Origin of the sequence: Fusibacter bizertensis (genome assembly GCF_029914245.1) — a bacterium.
Classification (GTDB): Bacteria; Bacillota; Clostridia; order Peptostreptococcales; family Acidaminobacteraceae; genus Fusibacter_C; species Fusibacter_C bizertensis.
Genome location: NZ_JARYZI010000004.1, coordinates 330,558 through 357,044, shown reverse-complemented (window position 1 = coordinate 357,044; position 26,487 = coordinate 330,558). Strand labels below are relative to the sequence as shown.

At 36.9% G+C, this 26,487-nt stretch carries 24 protein-coding genes and 1 other annotated feature; of the genes, 20 read left to right on the top strand and 4 right to left on the bottom strand.

All coding sequences use genetic code 11. The features are described from left to right. Window positions 1-28: 28 nt before the first annotated feature. A complete protein-coding gene (locus QE109_RS08590) occupies window positions 29-1,015 on the bottom strand; it encodes a lipoate--protein ligase (protein WP_281094030.1) in 987 nt (328 codons plus the stop codon). Between the two features lie 285 nt (window positions 1,016-1,300). Further along, complete coding sequence (gene msrB, locus QE109_RS08585) at window positions 1,301-1,732, bottom strand: peptide-methionine (R)-S-oxide reductase MsrB (protein WP_342637124.1); 432 nt, start codon at window positions 1,730-1,732, stop codon at window positions 1,301-1,303. A gap of 166 nt (window positions 1,733-1,898) precedes the next feature. On the opposite strand from msrB, the gene QE109_RS08580 reads away from it, so the two are divergent. The 5 genes from QE109_RS08580 (at window position 1,899) to QE109_RS08560 (ending at window position 5,452) form a co-directional block, all read left to right on the top strand. Continuing rightward, window positions 1,899-2,273 (top strand): GntR family transcriptional regulator, encoded by a 375-nt coding sequence (locus tag QE109_RS08580; RefSeq protein ID WP_281094029.1) that lies wholly within the window; start codon window positions 1,899-1,901, stop codon window positions 2,271-2,273. A gap of 19 nt (window positions 2,274-2,292) precedes the next feature. Further along, on the top strand, window positions 2,293-3,159 hold the full coding sequence (locus QE109_RS08575; RefSeq protein ID WP_281094045.1) for an ABC transporter ATP-binding protein: 867 nt from the start codon (window positions 2,293-2,295) through the stop codon (window positions 3,157-3,159). A 4-nt stretch (window positions 3,160-3,163) separates the two neighbouring features. Continuing rightward, window positions 3,164-3,775, top strand: coding sequence for an ABC-2 transporter permease (locus QE109_RS08570; protein WP_281094028.1), 612 nt, complete (start codon window positions 3,164-3,166; stop codon window positions 3,773-3,775). Window positions 3,776-3,875: 100 nt separating this feature from the next. Continuing rightward, window positions 3,876-4,613, top strand: coding sequence for an NAD-dependent protein deacylase (locus tag QE109_RS08565; protein WP_425365116.1), 738 nt, complete (start codon window positions 3,876-3,878; stop codon window positions 4,611-4,613). Window positions 4,614-4,654: 41 nt separating this feature from the next. Continuing rightward, complete coding sequence (locus QE109_RS08560; RefSeq protein ID WP_281094026.1) at window positions 4,655-5,452, top strand: TIGR00266 family protein; 798 nt, start codon at window positions 4,655-4,657, stop codon at window positions 5,450-5,452. A gap of 83 nt (window positions 5,453-5,535) precedes the next feature. Here the strand turns inward: QE109_RS08560 and lysS are convergent, their stop codons facing one another. Then, window positions 5,536-7,110 (bottom strand): lysine--tRNA ligase, encoded by a 1,575-nt coding sequence (gene lysS / locus QE109_RS08555; RefSeq protein ID WP_281094025.1) that lies wholly within the window; start codon window positions 7,108-7,110, stop codon window positions 5,536-5,538. A 137-nt stretch (window positions 7,111-7,247) separates the two neighbouring features. Further along, window positions 7,248-7,522, bottom strand: a binding site (T-box leader). Between the two features lie 55 nt (window positions 7,523-7,577). Beyond that, the gene (locus QE109_RS08550; protein ID WP_281094024.1) at window positions 7,578-8,027 is read right to left on the bottom strand and encodes a GNAT family N-acetyltransferase; all 450 of its coding nucleotides are present in this window, start codon (window positions 8,025-8,027) and stop codon (window positions 7,578-7,580) included. 235 nt (window positions 8,028-8,262) lie between these two features. On the opposite strand from QE109_RS08550, the gene QE109_RS08545 reads away from it, so the two are divergent. The 15 genes from QE109_RS08545 (at window position 8,263) to QE109_RS08475 (ending at window position 26,478) form a co-directional block, all read left to right on the top strand. Next, window positions 8,263-9,663, top strand: coding sequence for a WG repeat-containing protein (locus tag QE109_RS08545; protein ID WP_281094023.1), 1,401 nt, complete (start codon window positions 8,263-8,265; stop codon window positions 9,661-9,663). Window positions 9,664-9,802: 139 nt separating this feature from the next. Beyond that, a complete protein-coding gene (locus tag QE109_RS08540) occupies window positions 9,803-11,287 on the top strand; it encodes a sensor domain-containing diguanylate cyclase (protein WP_281094022.1) in 1,485 nt (494 codons plus the stop codon). Between the two features lie 125 nt (window positions 11,288-11,412). After that, window positions 11,413-11,928, top strand: a complete 516-nt coding sequence (locus QE109_RS08535; protein ID WP_281094021.1) for a cob(I)yrinic acid a,c-diamide adenosyltransferase — start codon at window positions 11,413-11,415, stop codon at window positions 11,926-11,928. A gap of 30 nt (window positions 11,929-11,958) precedes the next feature. Next, window positions 11,959-12,444 carry a hypothetical protein gene (locus QE109_RS08530; RefSeq protein WP_281094020.1) on the top strand — a complete coding sequence of 162 codons (486 nt, stop codon included), beginning with the start codon at window positions 11,959-11,961 and terminating at the stop codon, window positions 12,442-12,444. 141 nt (window positions 12,445-12,585) lie between these two features. Then, on the top strand, window positions 12,586-14,394 hold the full coding sequence (locus QE109_RS08525; protein ID WP_281094019.1) for a peptidoglycan-binding domain-containing protein: 1,809 nt from the start codon (window positions 12,586-12,588) through the stop codon (window positions 14,392-14,394). Between the two features lie 160 nt (window positions 14,395-14,554). Further along, window positions 14,555-16,525 carry a GGDEF domain-containing protein gene (locus tag QE109_RS08520; protein WP_281094018.1) on the top strand — a complete coding sequence of 657 codons (1,971 nt, stop codon included), beginning with the start codon at window positions 14,555-14,557 and terminating at the stop codon, window positions 16,523-16,525. Window positions 16,526-16,766: 241 nt separating this feature from the next. Then, on the top strand, window positions 16,767-17,318 hold the full coding sequence (locus QE109_RS08515) for a DUF4358 domain-containing protein (RefSeq protein WP_281094017.1): 552 nt from the start codon (window positions 16,767-16,769) through the stop codon (window positions 17,316-17,318). Window positions 17,319-17,538: 220 nt separating this feature from the next. Continuing rightward, complete coding sequence (locus QE109_RS08510; RefSeq protein ID WP_281094016.1) at window positions 17,539-18,408, top strand: lipoate--protein ligase family protein; 870 nt, start codon at window positions 17,539-17,541, stop codon at window positions 18,406-18,408. A 39-nt stretch (window positions 18,409-18,447) separates the two neighbouring features. Next, entirely contained in the window at window positions 18,448-19,533 is a 1,086-nt protein-coding gene (gene pdhA / locus QE109_RS08505; RefSeq protein WP_281094015.1) for a pyruvate dehydrogenase (acetyl-transferring) E1 component subunit alpha, read from the top strand. Then, window positions 19,534-20,511, top strand: coding sequence for an alpha-ketoacid dehydrogenase subunit beta (locus QE109_RS08500; protein ID WP_281094014.1), 978 nt, complete (start codon window positions 19,534-19,536; stop codon window positions 20,509-20,511). Window positions 20,512-20,522: 11 nt separating this feature from the next. Then, on the top strand, window positions 20,523-21,959 hold the full coding sequence (locus QE109_RS08495) for a dihydrolipoamide acetyltransferase family protein (protein ID WP_281094013.1): 1,437 nt from the start codon (window positions 20,523-20,525) through the stop codon (window positions 21,957-21,959). A gap of 10 nt (window positions 21,960-21,969) precedes the next feature. After that, the gene (gene lpdA / locus QE109_RS08490; RefSeq protein WP_281094012.1) at window positions 21,970-23,355 is read left to right on the top strand and encodes a dihydrolipoyl dehydrogenase; all 1,386 of its coding nucleotides are present in this window, start codon (window positions 21,970-21,972) and stop codon (window positions 23,353-23,355) included. Between the two features lie 32 nt (window positions 23,356-23,387). Next, a complete protein-coding gene (locus QE109_RS08485; protein ID WP_281094011.1) occupies window positions 23,388-24,209 on the top strand; it encodes an alpha/beta hydrolase in 822 nt (273 codons plus the stop codon). 124 nt (window positions 24,210-24,333) lie between these two features. Next, window positions 24,334-26,169 carry an HD domain-containing phosphohydrolase gene (locus tag QE109_RS08480; protein WP_281094010.1) on the top strand — a complete coding sequence of 612 codons (1,836 nt, stop codon included), beginning with the start codon at window positions 24,334-24,336 and terminating at the stop codon, window positions 26,167-26,169. A gap of 120 nt (window positions 26,170-26,289) precedes the next feature. Then, complete coding sequence (locus QE109_RS08475) at window positions 26,290-26,478, top strand: DUF1858 domain-containing protein (protein ID WP_281094009.1); 189 nt, start codon at window positions 26,290-26,292, stop codon at window positions 26,476-26,478. Window positions 26,479-26,487: the final 9 nt, after the last annotated feature.

The window sequence follows — 26,487 nt, the reverse complement described above, 5'->3', positions numbered from 1 at the left end:
GATCAAATCACTTGTTTTTATATAGGATCTAGATTTCAGTCATAAATGTTGAAAATTCATCAGCGCTGATGCCCTGAAGATAAGCGTTAAAATCGAGGTTTTCAAGTGCTCTGAGTATTGCGCTTTTTTCATGTCTGATGCCTTCTAGTTTGCTACAGAGTTCTGAGGTATCTTTTGTTGAGAAATAATCGCCGTGGATGGCAAGTTGTCTGATGATTCCCTTTTGGACAGTGAGTCCAAGTTCTACCATACCACCTTTGAATTTTCGGATGTTGTTATAGTCGTACTTAGGAGATTCGCCGTAGTTCCAGTCCCACGTGGCATATTTACTTTTTACCAGTGCTTCAACAGCTGCGATATCCTCTTTGGATAGTTCCATAAAGCTACTGCCTTCAAAAGCTTCAAGTATGTGCGCATAGATCCCCTTTCTTAAATCATCGATGGTCATGTCTTGATCTTTAATGTGCGCTTTGATGTTGGTAACCCTTGCTTTAACAGAGTTGACCGATTTGTCAGTGAATTTTTCTTCTTTTGGTGTGAGTGCGTTTACTAAGCTACCTATCTGTGAATCAAATAGAAGTGTACCGTGATGTAAAATTCTATTTTTGATACGGTATTGTGCATTACCTGAGAATTTTTGGTCGTTAATGACGAGATCGTTTCTACCTGAAAATTCAGCGGGCGCACCAAGTGTTTGGATATACGATATGATTGGAGCAGTGAACTTTTTAAAATCTGCAAAACTAGTAAGGTTGTTCTCTATAAAGGTGAAGTTGATATTCCCTGGGTCGCAAAATACAGTGCCACCACCAGACATACGTCTAACGACTGGGATTTTGTGCAGTGCAACATAAGGAATGTTGATTTCTGTGTAGGTGTTTTGATGTTTACCGATCAAGATCGATGGTTCGCTGGTCCAAAGCATGAAAAATTCATCATCAAAACCTGTCATAAGGTATTCCTCAAGCGCTAAGTTAAATATCGCTGAGTGTGAGGGGTTCAGTAAAAGTTTCATATGGCCTCCAAGTAAGTTTCAAATTAATCGACAATAGTTAAAATATTTGTTTAGATTCATAGTAACAGAATTATGTCAACGTGGCAATCGAATAGGTTTTAGTTTAGGTATTCTATACGATAAGTTAATAATTGATGACATGCTGGTCATTGATGACAAGTTTAAAGCCAATATAAACGCTAATCAACCGAATGTCTAAGTCGAATGATTGTGGTTTGTATTGGCTTGTTATAGTGTAATGGTTATTATGCGTGCTTGGGGTAGGTAGTTTCATGTACCATGAGATTAAACCCTGTCTTTATATTCCCCGTATCCTTCTTCATCTAACTTGTCATATGGGATAAACCTAATAGAGGCACTGTTGATACAGTATCTAAGACCACCCATTTCCTCGGGACCATCGTTAAAAACATGTCCTAAGTGACTATCGCCAGCTTGACTTCTTACTTCTATACGGTGCATAAATAGGGTCTTATCTTCTACATATTTGATGGATTCTTTATAAACCGGTTTTGTAAAACTTGGCCAGCCACATGAGGAATCAAATTTTTCTTTTGAAGTAAAAAGTGGCTCACCGGTGACTTTATCTACATAAATGCCTCTCTCAAAGTGATCCCAATATGGATTTTCGAAAGGTTTTTCAGTTGCATTGTTTTGAGTAACTTGAAACTCTAAATCTGTGAGGTTTTGCCTTAGGTCCTTTAAATCGGGCTTCACATATTTTTTCTTATCTTTATCTAGGTTTTCTCCCATATCTCTTCTCCTTTTGAAAACTTGAGTGTCTAAATCTTATTTACCCAAATTATAAAAAGTTACTCAAATGTTGTTGACTTAAAAGGTAATAATGTATATATTGTATATATACATTATTGGAGGTGAATAATTGCATATCTTTATTAGCAATTCAAGTGGTGTTCCCATATACGAGCAGATAAAAGATCAAATTATAAATCTGATCATATCTGGAGAGCTTTTAGAAGGTGAAGCGCTTCCCTCGATGCGCCTGCTTGCAAAAGAACTACGCATCAGTGTCATCACAACAAAGCGTGCATATGAGGAACTTGAAAATGAAGGATTTATCGTCTCTCAAGTTGGCAAAGGGTCTTTTGTTGCTTCGAAAAATATGGACTTTATACGTGAAGAACATCTTAGGCGTATGGAAGAACATCTTCAAAAGGCAGTTGAACTTTCAAAATCAACCAATTTAGATTTGGAGTCTTTGATAGATCTTATTAAACTATTATATAGCGGTGAATAAGGAGCGTATTATGGAAAGTATGAATTATGATGTTGCCCTTGAAATAAAGGGGCTCAGTAAAAATTATGATGGGTTTAAACTTGAAAGCATCGATTTGACCCTACCAGGTGGCTGTATCATGGGCTTAGTCGGTGAAAATGGTGCTGGTAAAACAACAACGATTAAAGCGATTCTTGATCTGATACATAAAGATGCTGGTGAGATCAAGATCTTTAATCATGATACTTCAGTACATTTAAAAGATTTAAAGGAAAATATCGGAGTGGTTTTAGACGAGAGCTTTTTCCCAGAAGCGCTTAATGCAACTGGTGTAGATGGCATTATGAAAAATGTGTATAAAACATGGAATTCTAAAGAATACCATGAGTGGGGTGCTAAGTTTGATCTGCCCCTAAAGAAAACTTTTAAAGATTATTCGCGAGGGATGAAGATGAAACATGCGATCGCAGTTGCTTTATCTCATGACTCAAAGCTTTTGATTTTAGATGAAGCAACCAGTGGACTTGACCCCATGGTAAGAGATGAAATCTTAGATGTGTTCTTAGAATTTATCCAAGATCCTACGCACTCGATCTTTATTTCATCACATATCATCAGTGATTTGGAGAAGATTTGTGATTATATCGCTTTTATTCATAAGGGAAAACTGGTATTTTCTGAGCCCAAAGATGAACTGCTTGATAAGTACGGCATCATAAAATGTAGTGATGATTTTATAGATACACTGCCGAAAGATAAAGTGATCGGTGTACGGAAGAATAATTTTGGCGTTGAAGCGCTTGTGATGAGAGATGGGATAAGCAAAGCGATGTTGCAAGAGGAAAAAATGACGATGGATAAAGCTACAATTGAAGATATTATGCTTTACTACCATAAAAGGAGATGAGAAGATGGCTGGATTAATATATAAAGATTTGGTGAACCTTAAAGCACAAGCAAAGGTGATGGGAATTTTGATCATCGTATATGGTGTGATCGCATTGACGAGTGATAATACGGTGATGCTTGGTGCAATGATGTCTATTCTTGCAGCGATGCTCCCCATCACTGCTATGGCTTACGATGATAAGGCAAAGTGGGATAAATATGCGATGACTATGCCTGTATCTAGAAAAGATCTAGTGTTAAGCAAATATTTTTTAGGTGGTGGCTTCATCTTGATCGCCTTTGGACTCAATGTAGCTTTTAATTTAGTGGTTGGCATTATGGCAATGGAAGATATTATCCCTATAGCTTTGATGTTACTAGGTGCAGGACTATTCTTTATGGCAGTGACATTGCCACTTATGTTTAAGTTCGGTGTTGAAAAGGGAAGAACGGCTATGTTCATCTTAATTGCTACTCCTACTGTTTTGGTACTTTTAATGTCTAAATTAAATATACAGATGCCAAGCGAAGCTTTTTTAGAGATGTTACCTCTGATCTTAATAGTTATAGCGGTATTATCTTTGGTGTTATCCACTGTGCTCTCTATTTCAATCTATGAAAAGAAAGAATTTTAAACTAATTCCTCATCTGATGAATAAATGAATGTTTATCCTGTTATAATTATAGAAGATAGGGTATGTTTATTTTAGTGAAAGTTAGAATGAGGTGAGGAAATTGCTAAGCGAAAAAATTGTTAAGCTTAAATCTTTAATCGAAAGAAGCGAGCGCATCGTCTTTTTTGGAGGTGCAGGTGTCTCTACTGAAAGTCAGATCCCTGATTTTAGATCATCAGATGGACTTTTTCATACGACTTTAAATCGCGCATATCCACCAGAAACGATACTAAGCCATCATTTTTTTATGCAATTTCCGGATGTGTTTTATACTTTTTATAAAGAAAATATGATTTATGAACATGCCAAACCAAATGCGGCACATATTGCTTTAGCAGAGCTTGAATCGAAAGGAAAGCTCAAGGCAGTGATCACTCAAAACATCGACGGTTTGCATCAACTTGCAGGTTCGAAAAACGTCTTAGAACTACATGGATCTATACACCAAAATACATGTATGAGTTGTGGAAAGACTTTTAGTTTAGATGTGGTTATCCACAGTTTAGGCGTACCAAAGTGTGATGTTTGTGGCGGGATCATTAAGCCAGATGTAGTGCTATATGAGGAAAACTTAGATATGGAAGTGATACAATCAGCTGTGGAAGCGATTGAATCTGCAGACCTTTTAATTGTAGGCGGCACTTCTCTAATCGTATATCCAGCTGCAGGTTTAATTAACTATTATAAAGGCACGAACCTTGTGTTGATCAACAAAGATAAAACAGGGCATGATCACAAAGCGACGCTTCAGATCTTGGCACCTATAGGTGAAGTCTTATCTGAGTGCGTTTCTAGATAAGTATCAGACACATTAAAAACTATTTTGAAAAGGAGAAACTTATGAGAGCACATGAGATCGACTATGAATTATTTGGAGATGATTTACAGTTTGTTGAGATTGAGCTAGATCCTAGAGAATCTGTAATTGCTGAGGCTGGCGCTATGATGTATATGGAATCTGGCGTAGAAATGGAAACTATATTTGGTGATGGTTCTGAAAGCAGTAATAGCGGTGGGTTTATGGGCAAGCTAGTAGGCGCAGGTAAACGTATGATTACTGGAGAGAGTCTTTTTATGACACAGTTCTCTAATATGTCTTCAGATAAAAAGAAAGTGGCTTTTGCAGCTGGTTATCCAGGAAAGATAGTACCTGTTGATTTGATGAACTATGGCGGAAAGTTAATTGCGCAAAAAGACGCTTATCTTTGTTCTGCGAAAGGGATCAGCATTGGCATAGAGTTTCAGAAAAAAATGGGTGTTGGCTTCTTTGGTGGTGAGGGTTTCATCATGCAAAAACTAGAAGGTGATGGCTTAGCATTTTTACACGCGGGTGGTACGATCATTGAAAAAGAACTTGCTCAAGGTGAAGTCCTTAAGATCGATACGGGATGTTTAGTGGCGTTAACTGGATCTGTAGATTACAGTATCGAGATGGTTAAAGGCATCAAAAGTGCAGTGTTTGGTGGCGAAGGTCTATTCTTTGCAACGCTAAGAGGACCTGGCAAAGTTTGGCTTCAATCACTACCATTTTCTCGTATGGCAGATAGGATTTTATCCAGTGCTAGAGCTCATGGTGGCAAATCAACTGGTGAGGGAAGTTTACTCGGTGGATTAGGCAATCTTCTGGATGGAAAATAATTATATAGCTGCTTTAGTGAATAAGATAGAGCGAGGATGCACTTTTTAGGGTGCACCTCGCTTTTTTTATAGGCATTATCATTTTATGCACTGAGAAGTTTGATCATTTGATTTCTTGGTACCATTTGAAGCAAAATCGAAATCTGAGGTCCGTTGCTTTGTCCTAAAACCAAGCGATAGATGATTTCAAAAAAGCGCTTTTGTTGTTTTCTTCGAATTGAAGGAATCTCATGTTGAACGATATCGTATATGGCTGTCATCAAATCATCAGATGTTGATGGGTCAATATTTTGGTTTTCAATCATCACTTTAAATGCGTCAATCCAATTTTTTTCTTGATTGTTTAAAGTCTTATAATAGTAAGCATTAAACATATCTTGGATGGTTGGCAACCTTTTCGTGTTAAGATTTTCTAGCCAGAATTTAGCCCAAGTACATTTCATATGAAAACTTTTTGCTACAACAGGGTCAGTATAATCAAAGTCTGTCATGAGTTTCATAAGGAGCGCGCGATCAAATCCAACGAGAGGCAATGTCGAAGCGATACTTGAGAATTTTGGTGCAAGATGTAGATTGCTATCATCAGCTCCGGAAAGCATGAGCATCTCAAGAATGGTGTCATCTAAAGGTGCTTCAGATAAATACTTACCAAGTAATCTTTCGTATTCGGTAAACATACGGTTGATGTCTTCGTCTAGTCCGATGTCAAATGCATCTGTATGATGGTATTTGGCAAAGATAAACAAGATAATCTCGCGTGGATAGACTTTTAGTAAGTCTGCTGGGGTGATGAGATGACCTGTAGAACTGGACATTTTTGCAGAGTTTCCCTTTAATCCGATAAATTCATATGCGATATAATCTGGAGCGGGTCTGCTAAATATCCTATTTGAAACAGTGGTAGAGACTTGGAAACTGCCGTTTTCTGAAGAATGATCTCTACCACCTGGCTCAAACATCACGTTCTCATGACGCCAGCGCATGGGCCAGTCTACCTTCCACGTCAACTTGATTCGGTTAAAGCCTTCAAGTTCTGTATACTCGTGATGTCCACATTCGCACTGGTATTCGAGACTATCTTCATCTTCGTCATAGTGAATGTGTGTCATGGTATCTTTGCCACAAGCTCGACAGTAGATGTTTATAGGATAATAACGTTGTCTTTCAGTTTCATCCCACTCTTGTGTTTTAAAAGAATTGATAACGTCGTAGATCTGAAATCTATTGATCATCGCTTCTCTAATGGCATCTGTATAGATGCCACTTTGATACATTTGTGATTGATATATAAACTCTGGCTCAATGCCAAACGCCTCAAGAGCTGACTCAAATTCTTTTTCAAAATGTTCTGCATATGAACGATGACAGCCGAAGGGATCTGGCACTTCTGAGTAGGGTAGACCTATATACTGTGAAAAATGTTCTGGTATGCCTGAGGGTACTTTACGGAAACGGTCATAATCATCCCAAGAGAAGAGAAAGCGTGCTTTAACGCCTTGTGTTTCAAGTGCTTTTACAACAAAATGTGTGGTTACTACTTCTCTGAAGTTTCCAATGTGTACATGACCCGAGGGACTAATCCCTGAAGCACATACGATAGTCTCTGCGTTTTTGTGATTTTCAATTAACCTTTGTGCGGTTTCATTTGCCCAATGCATAAAAATACCTCCTGTTAGTAATATAGATTCCTATATTTGTTTAACATGCGCAACCGGTTAGAAATGACCACAGATAATCCTAAGACATCAGTTCCTAAGAAATTCAATAAAAAAACTCCCGACTTCAAGACTGATGTCTTGAGGACGAGAGTTAAACTTCGTGGTACCACCCCAATTTGTCGTAATAAAAAAACGACCTCTTCAAGTACGGTGAAAATTCACTTATACTCTAGCCTGATAACGGGGGCAACCGTTGCAGCATCCTTTGTGAATGAATGATCAACTACTAGTTTCACAAATTCCTTGCAAAGCTCAGAGGCTTTTTTCTTCAATTTGACCATTTCTCCTTCTCAGCACCAGGAGTTCTCTGTAAAACGTCCGAATTGAATACTCATCTCTTCATAGCCAGTTTTGCATTTTATTAAAACTTATATTATTACATGTCTAAAAAAATGTCAAGTGGAAATTTATTCAGTACTAAACAACATCTCTAAATGAGGGATATCATCTTCAAGATAGATCTCTGAAACAGGTTGAAAGCCAAGGGACGTATAAAACGACTCGAGATAGGCTTGGGCTGATATGCGAATAGGGACTTTTCCATATACGTCATTTATCTGCTTGATGGCGCGCTGCATCAAATCTCTTCCAAGCTGGGTGCCTCTAGCAGCAGGTGATACGACGACTCGACCTATGGATACTTCAGCGTAGGATACCCCTGGTGGAAGGATGCGTAAGTAGGCTTTGATGTTACTTTGTTCATCCATAGCATAAAGGTGTAAAGACGACTGATCCTTGTAATCCAGTTCTGGATAAAGACATGTTTGCTCAAGTATAAAGACATCGATCCGAAGCGCAATGATATTATAAAGTGTATAAATATCCAATTCTTCAAAAGGTTTAGTGAACCATTTCATAAGGCCTCCTATATAGATTAATCAACATTTGATAGAAAAAGCTAGATTCTAATTATAATTATAGCATCTCATTATTCCTTAGACGATATTTTTTGCAATTCATTGAAATTTCAATTGATATCAATTAATATTAGAGTTAAGATGTTAATTATAAATTGTAAATATATATATATATTTGTTTGTGTAAAAATTTAGTATATAGGGGATATTGGTAGAAATGGATGGCGGTATAAATATGAAGAAAAATAGATCAAGGGTTTTAGTAGGATTAATGATGTTAATGCTTATAACTGTAATTGTAGGTTGTAGTGGCAATAAGGATGTAGTGAATCAGTCTAATCCACTTTTGGAAGCAGAACATGTGAGTTCAGGTTGGCTGGCGTTTTTAGATGAAGCATCTGGGCTATATGGGTTTAAAGATCAAGAAGGCAAAGTTGTTATCGAGCCAATTTTTAAGCAAGCGTGGGATTTCTATGGTGGTAGAGCTATAGTGATGGTATCTCCTCCCGAAAATGAATTCTATGGTGTTCTTTCAGAAGGAATCTACGGATTGATCGATCCAACAGGTAGTTATGTTGTTGAGCCAGAAGGGTTGTTGACTCGTGTTGATACTTGGCATTATCTTGTGGCAGAACCTTCTGAGTTTTGGGGGGGCTATGGGCCTGATAACTATTCAGTCATCAAGAAAAAGTTGATTGATGGTGAAGGTACTGTTCATTCTGAAACTGGATTTTATTATGTGATGCCCGTTACGGATTACTTGTTTCTAGCAAATGATGGCAGTAAATCTTACTTTATTGATGATAGCGGGAAACCTTTAGAGCCCTATCCTGCTTTTTACTTTCCAGTTATTGCAAATCAACAAGGTGGTAAAATATTTATTAAACCTTTAGACGATCGTACAGATAGAATTAAATGGGTGATGTCTTTAGACGGTGAGAATTTAGATGAAGATATGATAAAGAACCACTTAAATGATGAAATCACTTACACGACTCAGATTTTATCGCCGTACATTGGAACCAGTATTTTTTATCCAGTTTTCAGTACGGATTCTCTAGATACGCAATCTAAAATTAACGAAAGTGTATTTTCAATTGTAAAAAATTATCAAGTAGACACCCTAACTATGGATTCAGAGGAAATCGTCGACTACAATCAAGTAAATCACATTGATAATATTTTTTCTGTAGATTTTACGCTTACTACAATAGGTAGTGTTATTAACTATGATGCAATTGGTTATTGGTATGGTTTTGGAGCAGCGCATCCAAACAATATTCAAGAAACATACTATATAGATTATACAACAGGTGATCGATATCTGTTCTCAGAATTGTTTAAAAAAGATAGTGGCTGGGAAGATGCACTTGTTGAACTGATAGATGCGGCTTTCATGAGTGACAATGATATGTTTTTGTTTATTGATCACAACACACCCAAAAATCAAAGGCTAAAAGAGTTCAGGGAAGCACATTTTAGTGTCTCATTAACGGAAAGTGGTTTGAGTGTTTATTACCCACAATATGAAATAGCACCTTTTGCCGCTGGGTTTCCAACCTTTATGATTGGATATGACAAATTAAGTGATTACTATGATACAGACAGTGCTTTTTATAGAGCTTTGTTTCAATAGGAAGCAAAGCTCAGTTTTCATACGATTTCTTACGTTTTCAATAATTTTTAATAATGATTTGACGAATCCTATTTCAAGTGGTATTTTATACCTATATCTGTAATATAAATGTCACATTTGCATACCTAGAGGAGAGAGCATGGCTTTTGAAAATCTGACTTTAGAGAAATTAGATAAAAGCGATCTTGACGTAATTGATCGACTGCTTACTATGCCTACGATTCTTGTAAACCAAAATCGTGTGGCATATATAAATGATTCGTTCCGATGTACTTTTGGATGTGACTTAGAAGCCTTTAATGTACATGAACTTGAGACGTTTATTAACCCTATACATATTGAAGGCTTTAAAAAACTCGTTTCTGATGCGCTATCAGGAGAGGCATATATTGAACAGTGTGAACTCTGCGTTAAGACACCTACTTCTGATGTTTTTTGGGTTGAACACAAGACACGCGTAGTACTCTATGAGAATGAACGCTTTTTGTTGACGCATCTACTTGATATCAACGATAAAAAACAGACCCAGTCTCATCTTTCAAAGTTATTAATTTTAAGAGAATCTATGCTAAAGGTGACTCAATCTATCGTAAAATCTGATGGGATAAAGCAACTTTATAAAACAATTTTACACAGTACACTTGATGCAATTGATCATGCTAGACTTGGAACGGTACTTATACGAGAAGGTGACTTGTTAAAACCTTTTGCACAGATTGGTTATGATGCGAAAAGTATGGAATCGTTCTCTATACCTGTTAATGAGTCTTTTCTATATAGATCAGCTGGAAGGCATCTGAAGCAAATTGTTAAGATAAACAATCTCAACATCTTTGGGGATTATGAGAAAATAATGACTGCAAATGGAGAGGATGAGTACATTAAATCTACAATTACTGCTCCTGTCTATATCAATGGTGTTTTCTTTGGTGTCGTCAATGTTGACTCTACAGAGACAGATGCTTTTGACGATGATGATGTGAAGTTGATGGAATTTGTAAGAAACAATGTTGAAATTGCAGTTTCAAATCAGTTGCTATTTGAAGAAAAAGCTTTTTTATCGAGATATGATAGTTTAACAAGGCTTTATAATCGTCACTATTTTGATGATATGTTTAAGCATATATTAGAGAGAGCCTCTAGATATAATGAAAAGTTCAATTTAGTTGTATTTGATCTTAACGATCTTAAAAGTGTCAATGATGAATATGGTCACATAGCTGGCGATGAACTACTAAAGTATTTTTCTGACAGTTGTAAAGCCCTTGTCAGAAAAAGTGATATTCTTGCGCGGTATGGTGGCGATGAATTTGTAGGTATATTTTTTAATTGCAGCAAAGATCGGCTAAGAAAGCGAATCGATGGTCATCTAAAGCATCTGATGGAAAATCCGATCACGATCAATGATAGAAAATTTGTTTGCTCTTACAGCTATGGTATTTCTTCCTTTGGTGAGGAAGGGATGACTTTAAATGAGCTTTTTAGAGTTGCGGATGATCGCATGTACCAAAACAAAATTAGGTACAAATTAGGATTTGATTTTATCGAGGCATTTGATTCGGGCAATGTTCCAATCTTCGATTCCATAGAACTAAAAAAATTCAATGAGAGTTTACCCAAATAACATATTTATGCGAGTTTTAAAATTTGGCAATGGCCGATTTAAAAGCTCGCATTTTCTTTCGTTGAGCGCAATAGAAAAACTGTGATATACTAATAAAGGTGTAAAATATTCGAAAAGAGGGCTATATGGAAAAGGGATATGTGCATGTTTATACGGGGAATGGAAAAGGCAAGACCACTGCTGCGTTTGGGATAGCACTTAGAGCTGCAATGGCTGGAAAAAAAGTCTATGTTGGGCAGTTTGTGAAAGATATGAAGTATAGTGAGACAGGAATTAGTGATATCCTATCAAACATCGTTATAGAACAACTTGGAGAAGGGTGTTTTATAAAAAAAGATCCGGAAGCATCAGATCGAAAAGCGGCACGCGAAGCACTTGAAAAGTGTGATGCAATCTTACAATCCGGTGATTATGATATGGTAATTCTAGATGAAATAACCATTGCACTTTATTATCAGCTCATCAGTTGTGATGATGTTATAGAAGTTTTGAAACACAAGGCAGAATTTGTTGAAGTGATCTTAACAGGACGATATGCGCCGGATCAACTATTGGAAGCAGCTGATCTGGTCACTGAAATGGTTGAAAAGAAACATTATTATAGTCAAGGTGTGTTATCTCGTAAGGGGATTGATTGTTAAGTAAAATAAGGATGTGGGGCAGGAGGAAATATGGAAAGTAGTTTTTATAGTTATGGTGCACTTACTTTAATTTGTACGCTTATGATTTTAAATGATTTGAGAAGACGTGTATTTGCTAAAGAAGAAATTTTATATCGCATAAAATATAAAGCCAAGTCAAAAAAAATCTTTTTCTTGCTTGGATTGACGATTCCTGCTGTGATCATAGTTGCTGCACTTATGTTAAGTTATGATTTACCTACAAGATTACTTGTGATTTTCATGGGACTAGAGATGTCGGTACTTTGGGCAATCATGGAGCTAGGCGATGGGCTCATTACTAAAAACTATATTGGAAAAGTTTGGTTTACTCGTGTTGACAAGGCAGAATACTATCAGCTTATGTCATTTAAAAAAGAAAACTACCTAGTTATAAAAAAAACGGATGCAAAACGGGCTGATATGATCCAAATTAGCATTGAAGATCAAGAAAAGATCATTGAGACCATGAAAATGCTGAAAATCGCTAAAAAATAAATGGAATATTCTAAATTGCATGACAACTGCCACAATTGTTTGGTACAATGTAAGTAGGGTTTTTTTAATTTGTCATGTCTTTTTTTTAACGAAATATTTTTCGAATTAAATTAACCTAAAAAAAAATAAGGGGTACTAATTATGGGAAGAAAAATTAAAGCTTTGGTATTGGTGGCGGTTATGATCGTCACGATGTTTGCAATGCCAGGTACTGCATTTGCAGATACGGATACGTGGACTTCTGCAACACCGACGACACCAACTGAGCCAGCTCCAACAACACCAACAACACCAACAACGCCAACGGCTCCTACTGAGCCTACAACTGAAAAGCCAGAAGTTATGGAAAGTGATTTTGCAATTCCAACGATTACGAGAGTACTTTATTTTGGGACTTCAGGCGTAGATGTTGAATCATTACAAAATTACTTGATCAAACTAGGTTACTCAATTGAAGCTGATGGCATGTTTGGAAATATGACTTTGAAAACAGTTAAAGCATTCCAAACAAAAGCTGGTTTAGTAGTGGATGGTTATGTAGGAAAAAATACAAACAAAGCTATCTATGATGCAGCAGGTGGTACTGATGCAATTACGACAGCATCTTTAGTAAATGATATTGATGCATTTAAAGCAGGAATCAGTGAAAATGGTACTTGGATTATCACGACTTTAGGTGATTTAGTTTCTGAGGAAGAACTAGTACTTGAAGGTACATTTAAAAATGGTAAACAAGATAAAGTTACTGGAGAAGATTTAATTCAAAGAAAAATTGGTCTTTATACTCAAGATGAAGATCACAATGTAACTGCTAGATTTACTTTAACTGCACCAAAATTAACAATTAACAGCCCAAACACTAGACTTCAAAGTGGTACATTCTACGGCAATATATATGTAAATGCAACAGGATTTAACATGAAAGATTTCGTAGTAGAAGGTAATGTTTACTATACAACTCAAGAAGTGAAAGATACTGCTTCTATCGATGATACAGACAATGTTAAAGGTGAAATCGCACTTGTAGAAATCATTGAAGGTACTGATGTTGTAACATCAGCTTCTTTGACATATGAAACAGATGTCTTTGCAAATAGCATCGGCGCTGAAGGAACTTGGATTATTTCAGTACTTAAAGATATGACGATTGATCAAGATTTAGTTCTTACTGGAGAATTTTTAAACGGTAGAGGAACTGTTCAAAGAAAAATCGCACTTTATAGCCAAGATGATGCACATGTAGTTACAAGAAAATTCACTTTAACTGCTCCTAAACTTACTATTGAAAGTCCTAACGCTAGAATTCAAGGTGGTATCTTTAAAGGTGATGTCTATGTGACAGTAGATAATTTCCAACTCGTAAAAGCAACTGTAGATGGCAACATCTATTTTACAACTCAATCGGCTAAAGATACTTTCACAATGGATGAAGAAAGTTCTGTAACGGGTGAAAAGATCCTTACTGAAGTTGATGCTGTAGTTTCTCCTTCACTTTATAGAGACGAAGATGCTTTAATTAAAAATCTTTCAAAAGATGGTACTTGGATTATCTATGCTGGTAATGATGTGACAACAGATCAACCTCTATACCTTATGGGTGATTTCACTTACAAAGATGTGGTACAGAGAAAAATCGCACTTTATAGCCAAGATGATACAAGAAAGGTTACTAGAAGATTTACTTTGACTGCTCCTATGTTAGTTATCAATAGTACAAATGCAAGACTTGAAAAAGGTGATTTTGTAGGTGATATCTATGTACAAAAACCTAACTTCAAATTAAATGTTGCAAAGGTAACTGGTAATATCTATGTAGGTCCATTTGCAACTGGATTTACAATGGTTGATACAGCTGTAACTGGTAATGTATATTATGCAACTCAATCTGTAATGGATTCAGCTGTTATAGATGAGTTAACTACAGTTTCTGGTGTTCAAGAAGTAGAATAAGGAAAACTAACGAGCGTTAAATAACGAAATATTAAAAAAATCTCCCTTTGTAAATCAGAGGGAGATTTTTTGTTAAGTGACCACTCATAACTTTGTTAAGCATTGTTAACATTATGGTGTCGTGATATAATATAAAAAAACAACTATCAGGATGGACAATATGCAGGAAAACTCTCTCTTAGAGCGAATTAGTGCTCTTGAAAATAATCCCAAAGATACTATCAAACAATTGCTTGAAGAAATTGACTTCAATTCAGAAGTTAATACACTTTATCATGCTCAAACTCTTTTTTTATTAGGAAGAGGCTATTTGATTACAAGTAGGAGTGATATTGCAATTAGATTTCTAAATAAGGCGTTGGATTTTTTTGTAAAAAATAAAGATCCTATGTCTTTGTTCCAGTGTTATAGCAACCTTGGCATCGTTTATAGAGAAGAGAAACAATATGATTTAGCACTAAAGGCACTAAATAAAAGTTACAATGTCGCTTTTGACCTTGACGATTTTTCGTATACAATCTTATCACTGGTTAATATCGCATCCGTTTACAGCTCTTTAGACAATATACATAAAGCAACTGAACTCCTTGATAAAGCGCTGGAATACAAAGATAAGTTGAAAAACAACAAGATACTAGGTGATCTTTATAACAATTATGCATTTACGTTGTTAGGTGCTTGTGATTATAAAAGCGCACTGGAATATTTGAAAAAAGCTTATAGTGTATATGAAGGAATTTATGGTGATGTCGTTAGAACCAATATGTTGATTGTGATCAGTAATATTGGAGAAGCTTATGTTATGCTAGGTGAATACGAGAATGCATTTCATTACATCAATAAGGCACTTCATTTTGCAAGTGAACAGCAAATAAAATATATTGAGATAGATTGTCATCATAACCTTTCTATGATATATGAAGCACAAGGTGATTATAAGAAAGCTCTAGAGCACCATAAACTATATACACAGATCAAAGATGAAATCAACGAAAAGCAAAATCATGAAACAATTGAAGCGTTAAAAGAGAGTTTGGAGCAAGAATCTAAGAAGAGTGAAGAAGAGATCAATTTGCTCAAAAATGTAGAGCTAAAAAATAAAACAAACGAATTAGAAAAGACACTTAAAAATCTATCTATGATCGGTCAAATAGGACAGAGGCTAACTTCCTCCATGGATATCGATCAAATTTACGAAATTTTGAGAAGTTCTATCTATAAATTAATGAAAGCTGATATGTTTGGTTTAGCATTATACGATAAAGAAGACGGTATGATTATCTATAAGTACTTTGAAGAGGGTGGACGAAGTTTACCACTTAAAGAAGTGGATGTAAATGATCATGTATCTCTTGCCGCATATTGCATACAAAATGGTGTGGACGTTCATGTGAAGTCCTTTGATGAAGAGTTTACTAACTATTATCCCAATTCTTACTATGCAGCTATTGGAAACAACAAAGAAAAAAAGACGCAGTGCATCATATATAGTCGATTAATCAGTGAAGAAAACTGCATAGGTCTTATCACTGTTCAAAGTTATGAACCTGAAGCATACACAGACGCTGATTTTGAAGTCATAAAGGCATTGGCATCTTATGTTGCAATTGCTATATCAAATGCACAAAAGAAAAATATCATCAGTGAAAAAGCAAGAGAACTTGAGTACCTTAGTTTTAACGATCCACTTACTGAGCTATATAATAGAAGGTTGTTTAATATAATGACAGAGTCTTATTGTCTTGATGAGAGATTGTTACCAATTGGCCTTGTGATTGGAGATATGAACTACTTAAAAGATATTAATGATCATTATGGTCACTTAACAGGAGACCAACATCTTATAGAAATTGCTAAAACGCTGAAAAAATATGCAGATAATAATCCTGTATTTAGACTTGGTGGAGATGAGTTTGCAATAATGGTAAAAAATACCGACGAAGACTACATGCAATCACTTATAGATAAAATCAAGGCTGAGTGTAAAGAGAAGTTTATTATTGATAACGCATTATCTATTTCTTTAGGATTTGAAATTAAACGTGATAAAAAAGAAAGTATTGAGGAGTTATTTGCTTTAGCTGAATCAAAAATGTACGCAGAGAAAAAAGCGTACCAAAGAAGATCTTGAAAAGAGAAACTAGTAAAAAAGAGCATATGTAGATATATATTTTAAAGCCCATCTGAATGGTTTAAGGAATTTCCTTAACAGTGAAGATGGGCTTTTTTTGTGTGGAACTTTTTGAGTGATTCATCCGTCTAATATTACAAGAAGATGTCAGTTATATGACAAGTGTATGTTAAACACAAATTTACTTTAATGCACAAGTAAACCTTGTCATTCATATCATATAAAATGGGGAAAATATTTTATGGCTAATCATTTTAATGTACGAGATAAATTTTTATGGGGAATTTGTTGTTTTGCACTAGCCGGGGTTTTGATTATGGGGATTAACCTGAAACTATCAAATACGCGTAGTTCTGCACTGGAAAATGCGCATGATGCAGTAAAACAAGAATATGGGGATTTTTATATACCGAGTAAAGTAATTTCCCTTGAATCACTGAAGGATACGTATGGAATTTCAATGAAATATGTTGAGGATTATATTGCTGAATCAGCAATGATGTCAACACATGCAGATATCTTTATGGGCTTTAAAGTTAAAAGTGGAAAAGTGGATCTTATTAAAGAGGAACTTATAAGGTATAAGGAATCTTTACTTGTGATGTATAAAAACGATAAAGTCAAGTTGGCTAAAATAGAAGCATCTGAAGTATTCAGGTATGGAAATTATGTTTTTTATATGGTGTTGGGACAAAATATAGATGTCATTAGTACTGATGAAGATGAATTTCTAAGCGATGCAATTGCAGAATACACTAAAGGTGTGAAGGTACTTGCTCATATATTTAATTGATGAAGATAATGCCCAAAATTTGAATAGATATATAAAGATAAAGTTCTACCCATACTGTTATGATGATGAAAAGGTCACCTCTCTATCCTTTTCTCAGATTAGCAGTTTTTTTTGTATCATGAATCAGTTGTTAACTTTTTGAGAACTATTCTCAATGGTGTTAGTGATAGAAATTTTCGGGTATATGCATATTAAATACTTAAACGCTAATGGAGCAGTTATGAAAAAGAGACTGATGATACTTTCAAACTCAAAAGATCCTTATATCAACCACGCGATTGAAGAGATTCTATTCACGACTTTTGTCGATTATGAGCAGATTCTTTTTCTTTGGGTAAATGAGCCTTCAGTGGTTTTTGGTCGTAACCAAAATCCTTGGCACGAAATTGATGTGAGGTTTGCTGAAGAGGCGGGTATACATTTGCTGAGGAGAATCTCAGGTGGTGGAACTGTTTTTCATGATGAGGGTAATTTAAATTATGCATTTATTGAACATCATTCGATTTATGATGAAAATGCACATTTTGAAATGATCAGTGAGGCAATCCAGAAATTCGGTCTCGAGGTTAAAGTAACTGCACGAAAGGATATAACGCTTGAGGGAAAAAAAATCTCAGGAAGTGCTTTTTTTTTAAAAGGGATGAGAAGGCTTCATCATGGTACGCTGCTTGTAGATGTTGATCTTGATAGACTCTGGAAAAGTCTTAAGGTTAATGATGAAGTCTACAAAGCAAGGTTTTCAATAGGGAGGACTATCCCCTCAGTGCCTAGCCCAGTTATCAATCTAGCGCAGGTGAATCCTAAGCTAAAAGTATCGGACATTACCAATGCAATCGTCGACGAATATTACAAAAGAAATGAATACGACGTAGAACTACAAAGCATCGATGATGTCATAAAAGCACATGAACCGGCTTATGAAACGATTAGGGCCAGACATGCTTCGTGGGAGTGGGTATTTGGTGAAACGCCAAGTTTTTCATTTAGGAGCGAAGATGGCATGGAGTATCAGATCGTAAATGGTGCGGTTACGCCTACGGGCAATATAAATTCCATATTGACGACACAAGTTATTTGTGACAGAAACTGAGGACTCGATGTCCGAAGTTTATTAATGAAGGAGGGCATTATGTTTTTAGAGAATTTTGACCCATTAAAGGACAGTATGATTCAAATTATGGACAAAGACGGAAAAATCGTCAACCCTGACGCAATGCCAGAGCTTTCAGATGAAGAGATCATCAAGCTCTATGAAACAATGCGTTTTAGTAGAATTATCGATGAAAAAACATTACAGTATCAAAGACAAGGACGTATGTTAACTTATGCACCGAACCTTGGGCAAGAAGCAACTCAGGTGGGTTCAATAGCAGCTACGAAACAAACGGACTGGGCTGCCCCTTCTTTTAGGGAACTTGGCGTTTGGCTTTATAAAGGCGCACCGCTGAGAAGTATATTTCTTTACTGGTTTGGTAATGAGATGGGCATGCACATGCCTGAAGATGTAAGGGTATTACCTATATCAGTGCCAATCGCATCACAGATGCAGCATGCAACTGGACTTGCTTATGCATCGAGGTATAAAGGTCTAGATGACATTGCGATCGCTTACGTTGGTGATGGTGGTACATCACAAGGTGACTTCCACGAAGCGCTTAACTTTTCAGCAGTTCAAAGTCTGCCAAATGTTTTCATCGTTCAAAATAACCAATTTGCGATTTCAACACGTAGAAAAATTCAGACAAAAGCAGGTACGATAGCACAAAAGGCCATCGCTTATGGGATCCCTGGTATACAAGTAGATGGTAATGATATCTTTGCAATGTATGCGGTTACAAAAGAAGCGGTTGATCGTGCTAGACGTGGAGATGGACCAACGCTTATCGAAGCCTATACTTATAGGATGGGTGCACATACGACTTCAGATGACCCAACTGTTTATAGAGACAATAGTGAAGTTGACGAGTGGCGAGATAAAGATCCAATCGATCGACTTAGAAAATATATGATGGAAAAAGGCATCTGGGATGAAGAAAAAGAAGAAGCTTTCACAGAAGAAAAAGGCAAGTTTGTCAAAGCAACTTTTGAAGATGTTGAAAAATCTGGCTTAACACCACTTGAAGATACATTTGATTATGTATTTGCTGAAAGAACACCTATCTTAGAAGCGCAGTATCAGGCGAAAAAAGCATTCTATGCAAAGGAGGGTAAATAAATGTTAGTACTCAATTTAGTAGAATCGGTTACCAATGCCCTTGAAGTGGCAATGGATCAAGATAAAAATGTAGTTGTATTTGGTGAAGATGTCGGCGTAGAAGGTGGCGTGTTTAGAGCGACCAAAGGTTTGATGGAGAAGTACGGATCAGATAGATGTTTTGATAGTATACTCGCTGAATCTAGTATCGTAGGATCTGGCATCGGGATGGCAATAGCAGGTCTTAAACCTGTAGTGGAAATCCAATTCTCTGGTTTTATGTTCCCAGGTTACAACCAAATCGTCACACATGCTGCAAGGATGAGAAACAGAACGAGAGGCCTTTTTACAGTTCCTATGGTGATACGTATGCCGTATGGTGGTGGTGTGAGAGCGCTTGAACATCACTCTGAAAGTTTAGAGGTTTTATTTGGTCATACTGCTGGACTTAAAGTAGTTGTTCCTTCAACACCATATGATGCAAAAGGACTTTTACTTGCAGCAATTGCAGACCCTGATCCTGTTATCTTTATGGAACCAAAAAGGATTTACCGTGCCTTTAAACAAGAAGTACCTGATGAATATTATACAATCCCGATCGGTAAGGCAAAAGTACTTAAAGAAGGTAATGATCTTACTGTAGTTGCTTGGGGCGCTATGGTGAGAGAGACGCAAAAGGCAATTGAAATTTTAGAAAAACAAGGACATAGTATCGAACTAATTGATCTTAGAACGATTTCACCTATTGATAAAGAAACGATTATAAAGTCTGTCCAAAAAACAGGTAGGTTTGCAGTTGTGCATGAAGCTGCTATGACTTTTGGCCCTGGCGCAGAGCTGATTACAACTGTTAACGAAGGTGCCTTTTTATATCTTGAAGCACCACCAAAACGTATTACAAGTAATGACACCATCGTGCCACTTCCTAAAGGGGAGCATCATTATGTGCCAGACGTAAACTTTATCACAAGTGAGCTAAAAACTGTTCTCGAATTTTAGGAGGTGACTTTATGTTTCATGTTAAATTTGCAGATATAGGCGAAGGCATACACGAAGGTGTGCTGCTCAAGCTATTTTTCAACGAAGGTGATTCAGTAAAGGAAGGGGATTCTTTATTTACGCTAGAAACAGATAAGGTAAATGCAGAGATTCCCTCTCCAGCAACAGGAACGCTAAAACGCAATAAATTTAAAGTGGGTGCAAAGGTTCATGTTGGTGACGTAATCGTCATCGTGGATGATGGTGAACCTGGAATCCGTTCCAATATGGAAGAAGGAGAAGTCATATCAGAAGATGAAACTTCTGGTCAGGCAGACAATTCGTCTCAAAAGGATGCGTCAGCGCAACCTAATTCTCAACTCACTCCTGATGCTGATGTAGCACTAGAATCGGTTGTAGAAAAAGGTAGCACAGCTGTTGTAGGGGAAATAGAGATCTCCGATGCTGTGATCCCATCAAGTGGTGAAGGAAGTGCTGTCTCAGAACCGTCTAGGGCAACGACGAAAGTACTTGCTACGCCTGTTGCAAGGAAGATGGCGAAAGATTTAGGTGTCGATATCAGTACTGTAAAAGGCACAGGTCCACAAGGACGTGTGATGAAAGCTGATATACAGGCAGCTGCTGATACAAAAGCACCTAGTGATGGGGCAAAAGCACCTAGTGCTGACACATCAAATTCTTCAGTAGGTGTCAGTTCAGGCCAAGGTGGAGCAGGTCATGCTTACCCTAAAACCACTGTTCCTGAGCTTGATCGTTCAGAACGTGTGCCGATGACCATGCTTCGCAAAACCATAGCAGCAAATATGTCTCTTTCTAAATTCACAATCCCGCATACAGCGGTGATGGATGAAGCAGATGTGACTGAACTTGTCACGTTTAGAGGTGAAGCGAAAGCGCTTGCTACAAGTGAAGGCGTTAAACTGACTTACCTAGCATTCTTTATAAAAGCTGTTATTGCAGGACTTAAAACGTATAAAGGATTAAATGCATCTATAGATGAAACTGCAGAAGAAATTGTGTATAAACATTTCTACAATATTGGAATTGCAGTAGATACACCGGATGGATTAATGGTTCCTGTCATTAAGGATGCTGACCGTATGAGTATCTTTGAACTTGCAGCACATATTGAAGATTTAAGCACACGTGCGCGCAATAAAACGCTCAAACTTGATGAACTCAGCGGTGGTACATTTACGATTACCAATTATGGTGCTGTAGGGGCAAGTTTTGGTGTGCCTGTTATTAAACACCCAGAAGCAGGTATTTTAGGTGTAGGTGCGATTGTAAAAAAACCTGTTGTGGTTGACGATGAAATTGTTATCCGCTCAATTTTACCTCTTTCACTTTCATTTGATCATCGTATTATAGATGGTGCAGATGCTGGTAGGTTCGTCGGACATGTAAAAAAACTACTTGAAAATCCACACTTTTTATTGATGAACTAGGAGGCAACTTATGAAAACGTATGATGTGATCGTCGTAGGAGGCGGACCAGGAGGCTATGTTGCTGCGATTAAAGCTTCGCAGCTCGGCTCAAAGGTTGCGCTAATCGAAGGAGATCGTATAGGAGGTGTATGCCTAAATTATGGTTGTATTCCTACTAAAACATTGCTCAGAAGTGCTAAGCTGTATCAGGATTTGATGATTTCTGAGAGTTTTGGTATAGATATAGAGAATTTGTCAGATGTAAAAATCAATTGGGATAATTTAATGAAACGTAAAGATACAGTTGTTAATAAGATCGTGGGCGGTGTCGAGCAACTCGTTAAATACAACAAGATCGATGTGTTTAAAGGATATGGTCATGCAACTGATGCGCATACTGTTGTGGTTGGTGAAGAAACCCTAAGTGCAAAGAATTTGATTTTAGCGACGGGTTCTTCTGTCTTGATTCCTTCTATACCGGGGATAGATGATGCTGTCACAGCAGGATATGTTATCGATAGTACTGGAGCGATAAAACTACCTAAACAACCCAATTCAATTACGATTCTTGGTGGTGGTGTTATAGCGATTGAGTTTGCGACGTTATTTAACAGTTTAGGTACAAAAGTAACAATTTTGCAGCGTTCCGATACAATTCTTAAAAATCTTGACGCTGATGTACGTACCACGATACAAAGACATTTAACAGATACGGGCGTTGAAATTGTAACAAACTCAAGTATTTCTCGTGTTGATAATGGAACGGTTCATTATACACATGAAGGTAAAGAACTTTCAGTGACTTCTGATATCATCCTTGCAAGCCTCGGTAGAACACCTAATCTTAAAGGGTTTGAACCGCTTGGTATTAAGGTTGATAAAAGAGGTGTCGTTGTAGATGAACACATGCAAACCAACGTAAAAGGTGTATATGCAATAGGTGATATGTGTGGTAAAATGATGCTGGCACATGTAGCCTCTGCTGAGGGAATCGTTGCAGCAGAAGCGATACACGGTGACAAGACTTCAATTAACTATCACAAAGTTCCTTCATGCATCTACAGTTTCCCGGAGGTAGGCGTTATTGGTTATTCTGAGGAAGCTGCGATAGAAGCGGGTTATGATGTAGGAACAAGTATGTTCCCTCTAAGTGCTAACGGCAAAGCTGTAGCAGAAGGGGAAACAACTGGTTTTGTCAAAATTGTTCATGATAAAAAATATGGAGAAGTGATTGGCGTTCACATCGTTGCCTCACATGCCACAGATATGATTGCAGAAGCTGCTGTATCTATGGAACTTGAGGGCACAATTTACGATATTGCAAAAACAGTTCATCCACATCCAACTTTATCAGAGATCGTTATGGAAGCAGCGCATGGCGCAGTTGATAAACCGATCCACATTATCAAACGCTAGTATAAATTGTGTTCATAAAACGAGGAGGAAATATGCATACACCTGAAATCTTTACTATGGACATGCCCCAGCTATCGAAAACTAGAAACATTAGGGTATGGACACCATCAAATTATGAAAGCGAACCTACACGGCGTTTCCCAGTTTTATACATGCATGATGCGCAAAATCTATTTGATAAGCAAACAGCAGCATATGGTGAGATTTGGGACGTACACACAGCAGTTGAAAAAGCTATGAAGGAAAAAGATTTTAAGGGGATCATCATCGTGGGGATAGATAATGCGCCAGGTCTTGAAAGACTTGATGAATATTCTCCATGGATTTCTGAACGTGCCAATGAACTCAAAGAACTTGGAGAATTTACAAGAGACATAGGTGGTGAAGGTGTTCGCTATGGTGAATTTTTAGTAGACACGCTTAAACCTTATATAGATGATAATTATAGAACAATACCTGATCGTGATCACACAGGTGTAGCGGGCAGTTCAATGGGAGGTTTTATTTCTCTTTATCTCGGCGCTCAGTATCCAGAGATTTTCGGAAAAATCGGTGCATTTTCAACAGCAGCTTGGTTTGCTGATCGTGCGCTAACCTCCCATTTAAACAAAATTGATAAAAATTATCGCACACGCTGGTACTTAGATATAGGTACTGAAGAAACAAGTAATCAAAACGTCAAAGATTTTAATAAACTTTATGTGGATGGTTCTCTTGCAATAGAGAAACAGCTACTTGATTTAGGTGTGCCAAGAGATGATGTGAAACTCGTTATCGAAGAAGGCGCAAACCATTTTGAAACTGCATGGGCAAGACGCTTCCCAGCTGCTTTTGACTGGCTTTTTGAGATTTAGTGGAAGTTGAGAAATATAAAAAAAATTAGGTATATTACGATAATGCAAGAAATGGTTTGTGGGCTGCTATCATATAAGTTATAATAAAATAAATACTAAAATTATAATTGAGATGGTGGCATACGTGAAAAAAATCATGAAACATATGAATGAAGTTTTAACAACATTGATTGTACTTTTAGGTGCGATGATAGCGATCCAATTTATAGATACTGCTAAAGTTTTGGAGCATGATGACTTAGTCAAAGGCATCCTTTTAGCTGTAACATTGATTGGGTCGTTTTTGTTGATTATATTCTTTCAAAATAAATACATCAATCAGCCACTGGTAGAAATAGAAGATCAAGTTGAGCAGATAGATTTTGATAAAAATCCCGATTTTTATCTGACGCTTTCCAAAAAATCCATGTTAAAAGTGCTTGTTACTAAGCTTAATTCTATACTTGATAAAACCTATAGCATGATGAAAGAAATTCATGAAGATAAAGAAGAGCTTCAAGCCCTTAATGAAGAACTTGAAGCTTCTTTTGGTCAACTTGTCGCGATGGAACAGGAAGTCACAAAGCAAAAATTGAATTTTGAAGCTCTCTTTAGAAATTCACATGATGCGATTGCGATGTTTGATCATGTGCATAATGTGATGGACTGTAATAAGCATTTTGAATCCTTTTTTGGTTATAGTCTCAATGAAATGTTAGGTAAAAATCTAGATTGTTTTGTCTCTAGCTCGGATCATCGCGATGATGCAGAAGTTTTGACTGCTCAAATATTTGATGGTAATCATGTCATCACTGAAGGGGTAAGATATAACAGGGATGGCTCTCCACGCGAAGTGTCTATTCAAGGTGTACCAATGGTTATTGATAACCATATCGTTGGAGGTTATGCAATCTATGCTGATATTTCTGAAAGAAAAAGCAAGGAGAAACATTTAGCGCATATAAGCACCCACGACTATCTCACAGACCTTTATAACAGGAATTATTTTGATCAACAATTGACAAAACTATATAAAGACAAAGAATACCCAGATGGTTTTATAATGATTGACATCAATGGTCTGAAGTTGATCAATGATGCATTTGGTCATGTTGTAGGTGACATGGTGCTCGTAGAGACAGCAAACCGGATAAAGGCAGCGGTTACTTCTGATGAAATCGCTGCAAGGCTTGGTAGTGATGAGTTTGGTGTGTTGGTAACACGTTCTAATGGGAGACAGATTGAACAAATTGCAGATAAAATTAAAGCGAATTGTTCTGATATAAGTTTAGGTGAAGTTGAAATCTCAATCTCAGTAGGTTGGTCAGAACTCAAACAAACTGAAACTTCTGAAAGAATACTTTTGAGAACTGCTGAAGATAACATGAACAGAAGTAAACTGATGGAGGCACCCTCTGTTCGAGGTAAGGCTGTTTACGCAATTGTAAATACACTACATGAAAAGAACAAAAGAGAAGAAGAGCACAGCCGTAGAGTGGGTGTTCTAAGTTACCAACTGGGTGTTTGCTTAGGCGTTTCAAATCGTGAGTTAAATGAGCTTAAAAGCATGGGACTTCTACATGACGTTGGAAAGATCGCAATTGAAGAGCGAATCCTTAATAAAGAAGAGCGTCTTACAACTGAGGAATACCTTGAAATTAAGAAGCATCCAGAGATCGGATATAGAATACTTAGTTCAGTTAATGAACTAAGTGAGATGGCAGAATATGTGCTGTGTCATCATGAGGCATGGGATGGAAGTGGTTATCCAAGAGGGCTAAAAGGAGATGAAATCCCTTATTTGGCAAGAATTATCGCGATTACGGATGCCTATGATGCGATGACCAGTGATAGAGCATACCGTAAGGCAATGCCAAAAGATGAAGCACATGCTGAACTTAAAAGATGCGCAGGATCTCAGTTTGATCCTGAAATCGTATCAGTGTTTTTAAACCATATTGATAGTTTTGATGAAATATAAGAAACGTAACATATGTAACGGAAATTGATTTTTCAACCTGCTATAGTCATATTAGAAGATATGATTTAGCAGGTTTTTTTAGTTAAATCTTTAATAATTTTAAAAACAAGGAGATAAATAATGATTACGAAAGAGATGACGATCGGCAGTGTAGTTAGAAACAACCCAGCAGCAGTAGAGGTGCTTTTTAGTTTTGGTATGGGATGTGTGGGATGTCCTTCGGCACAAGCAGAAACACTTGAAGAGGCATGTTTGGTACATGGTTTAAACATAGACACTTTAATGACAGCATTAAATAATAAGGCTTAGTAGGTGAAG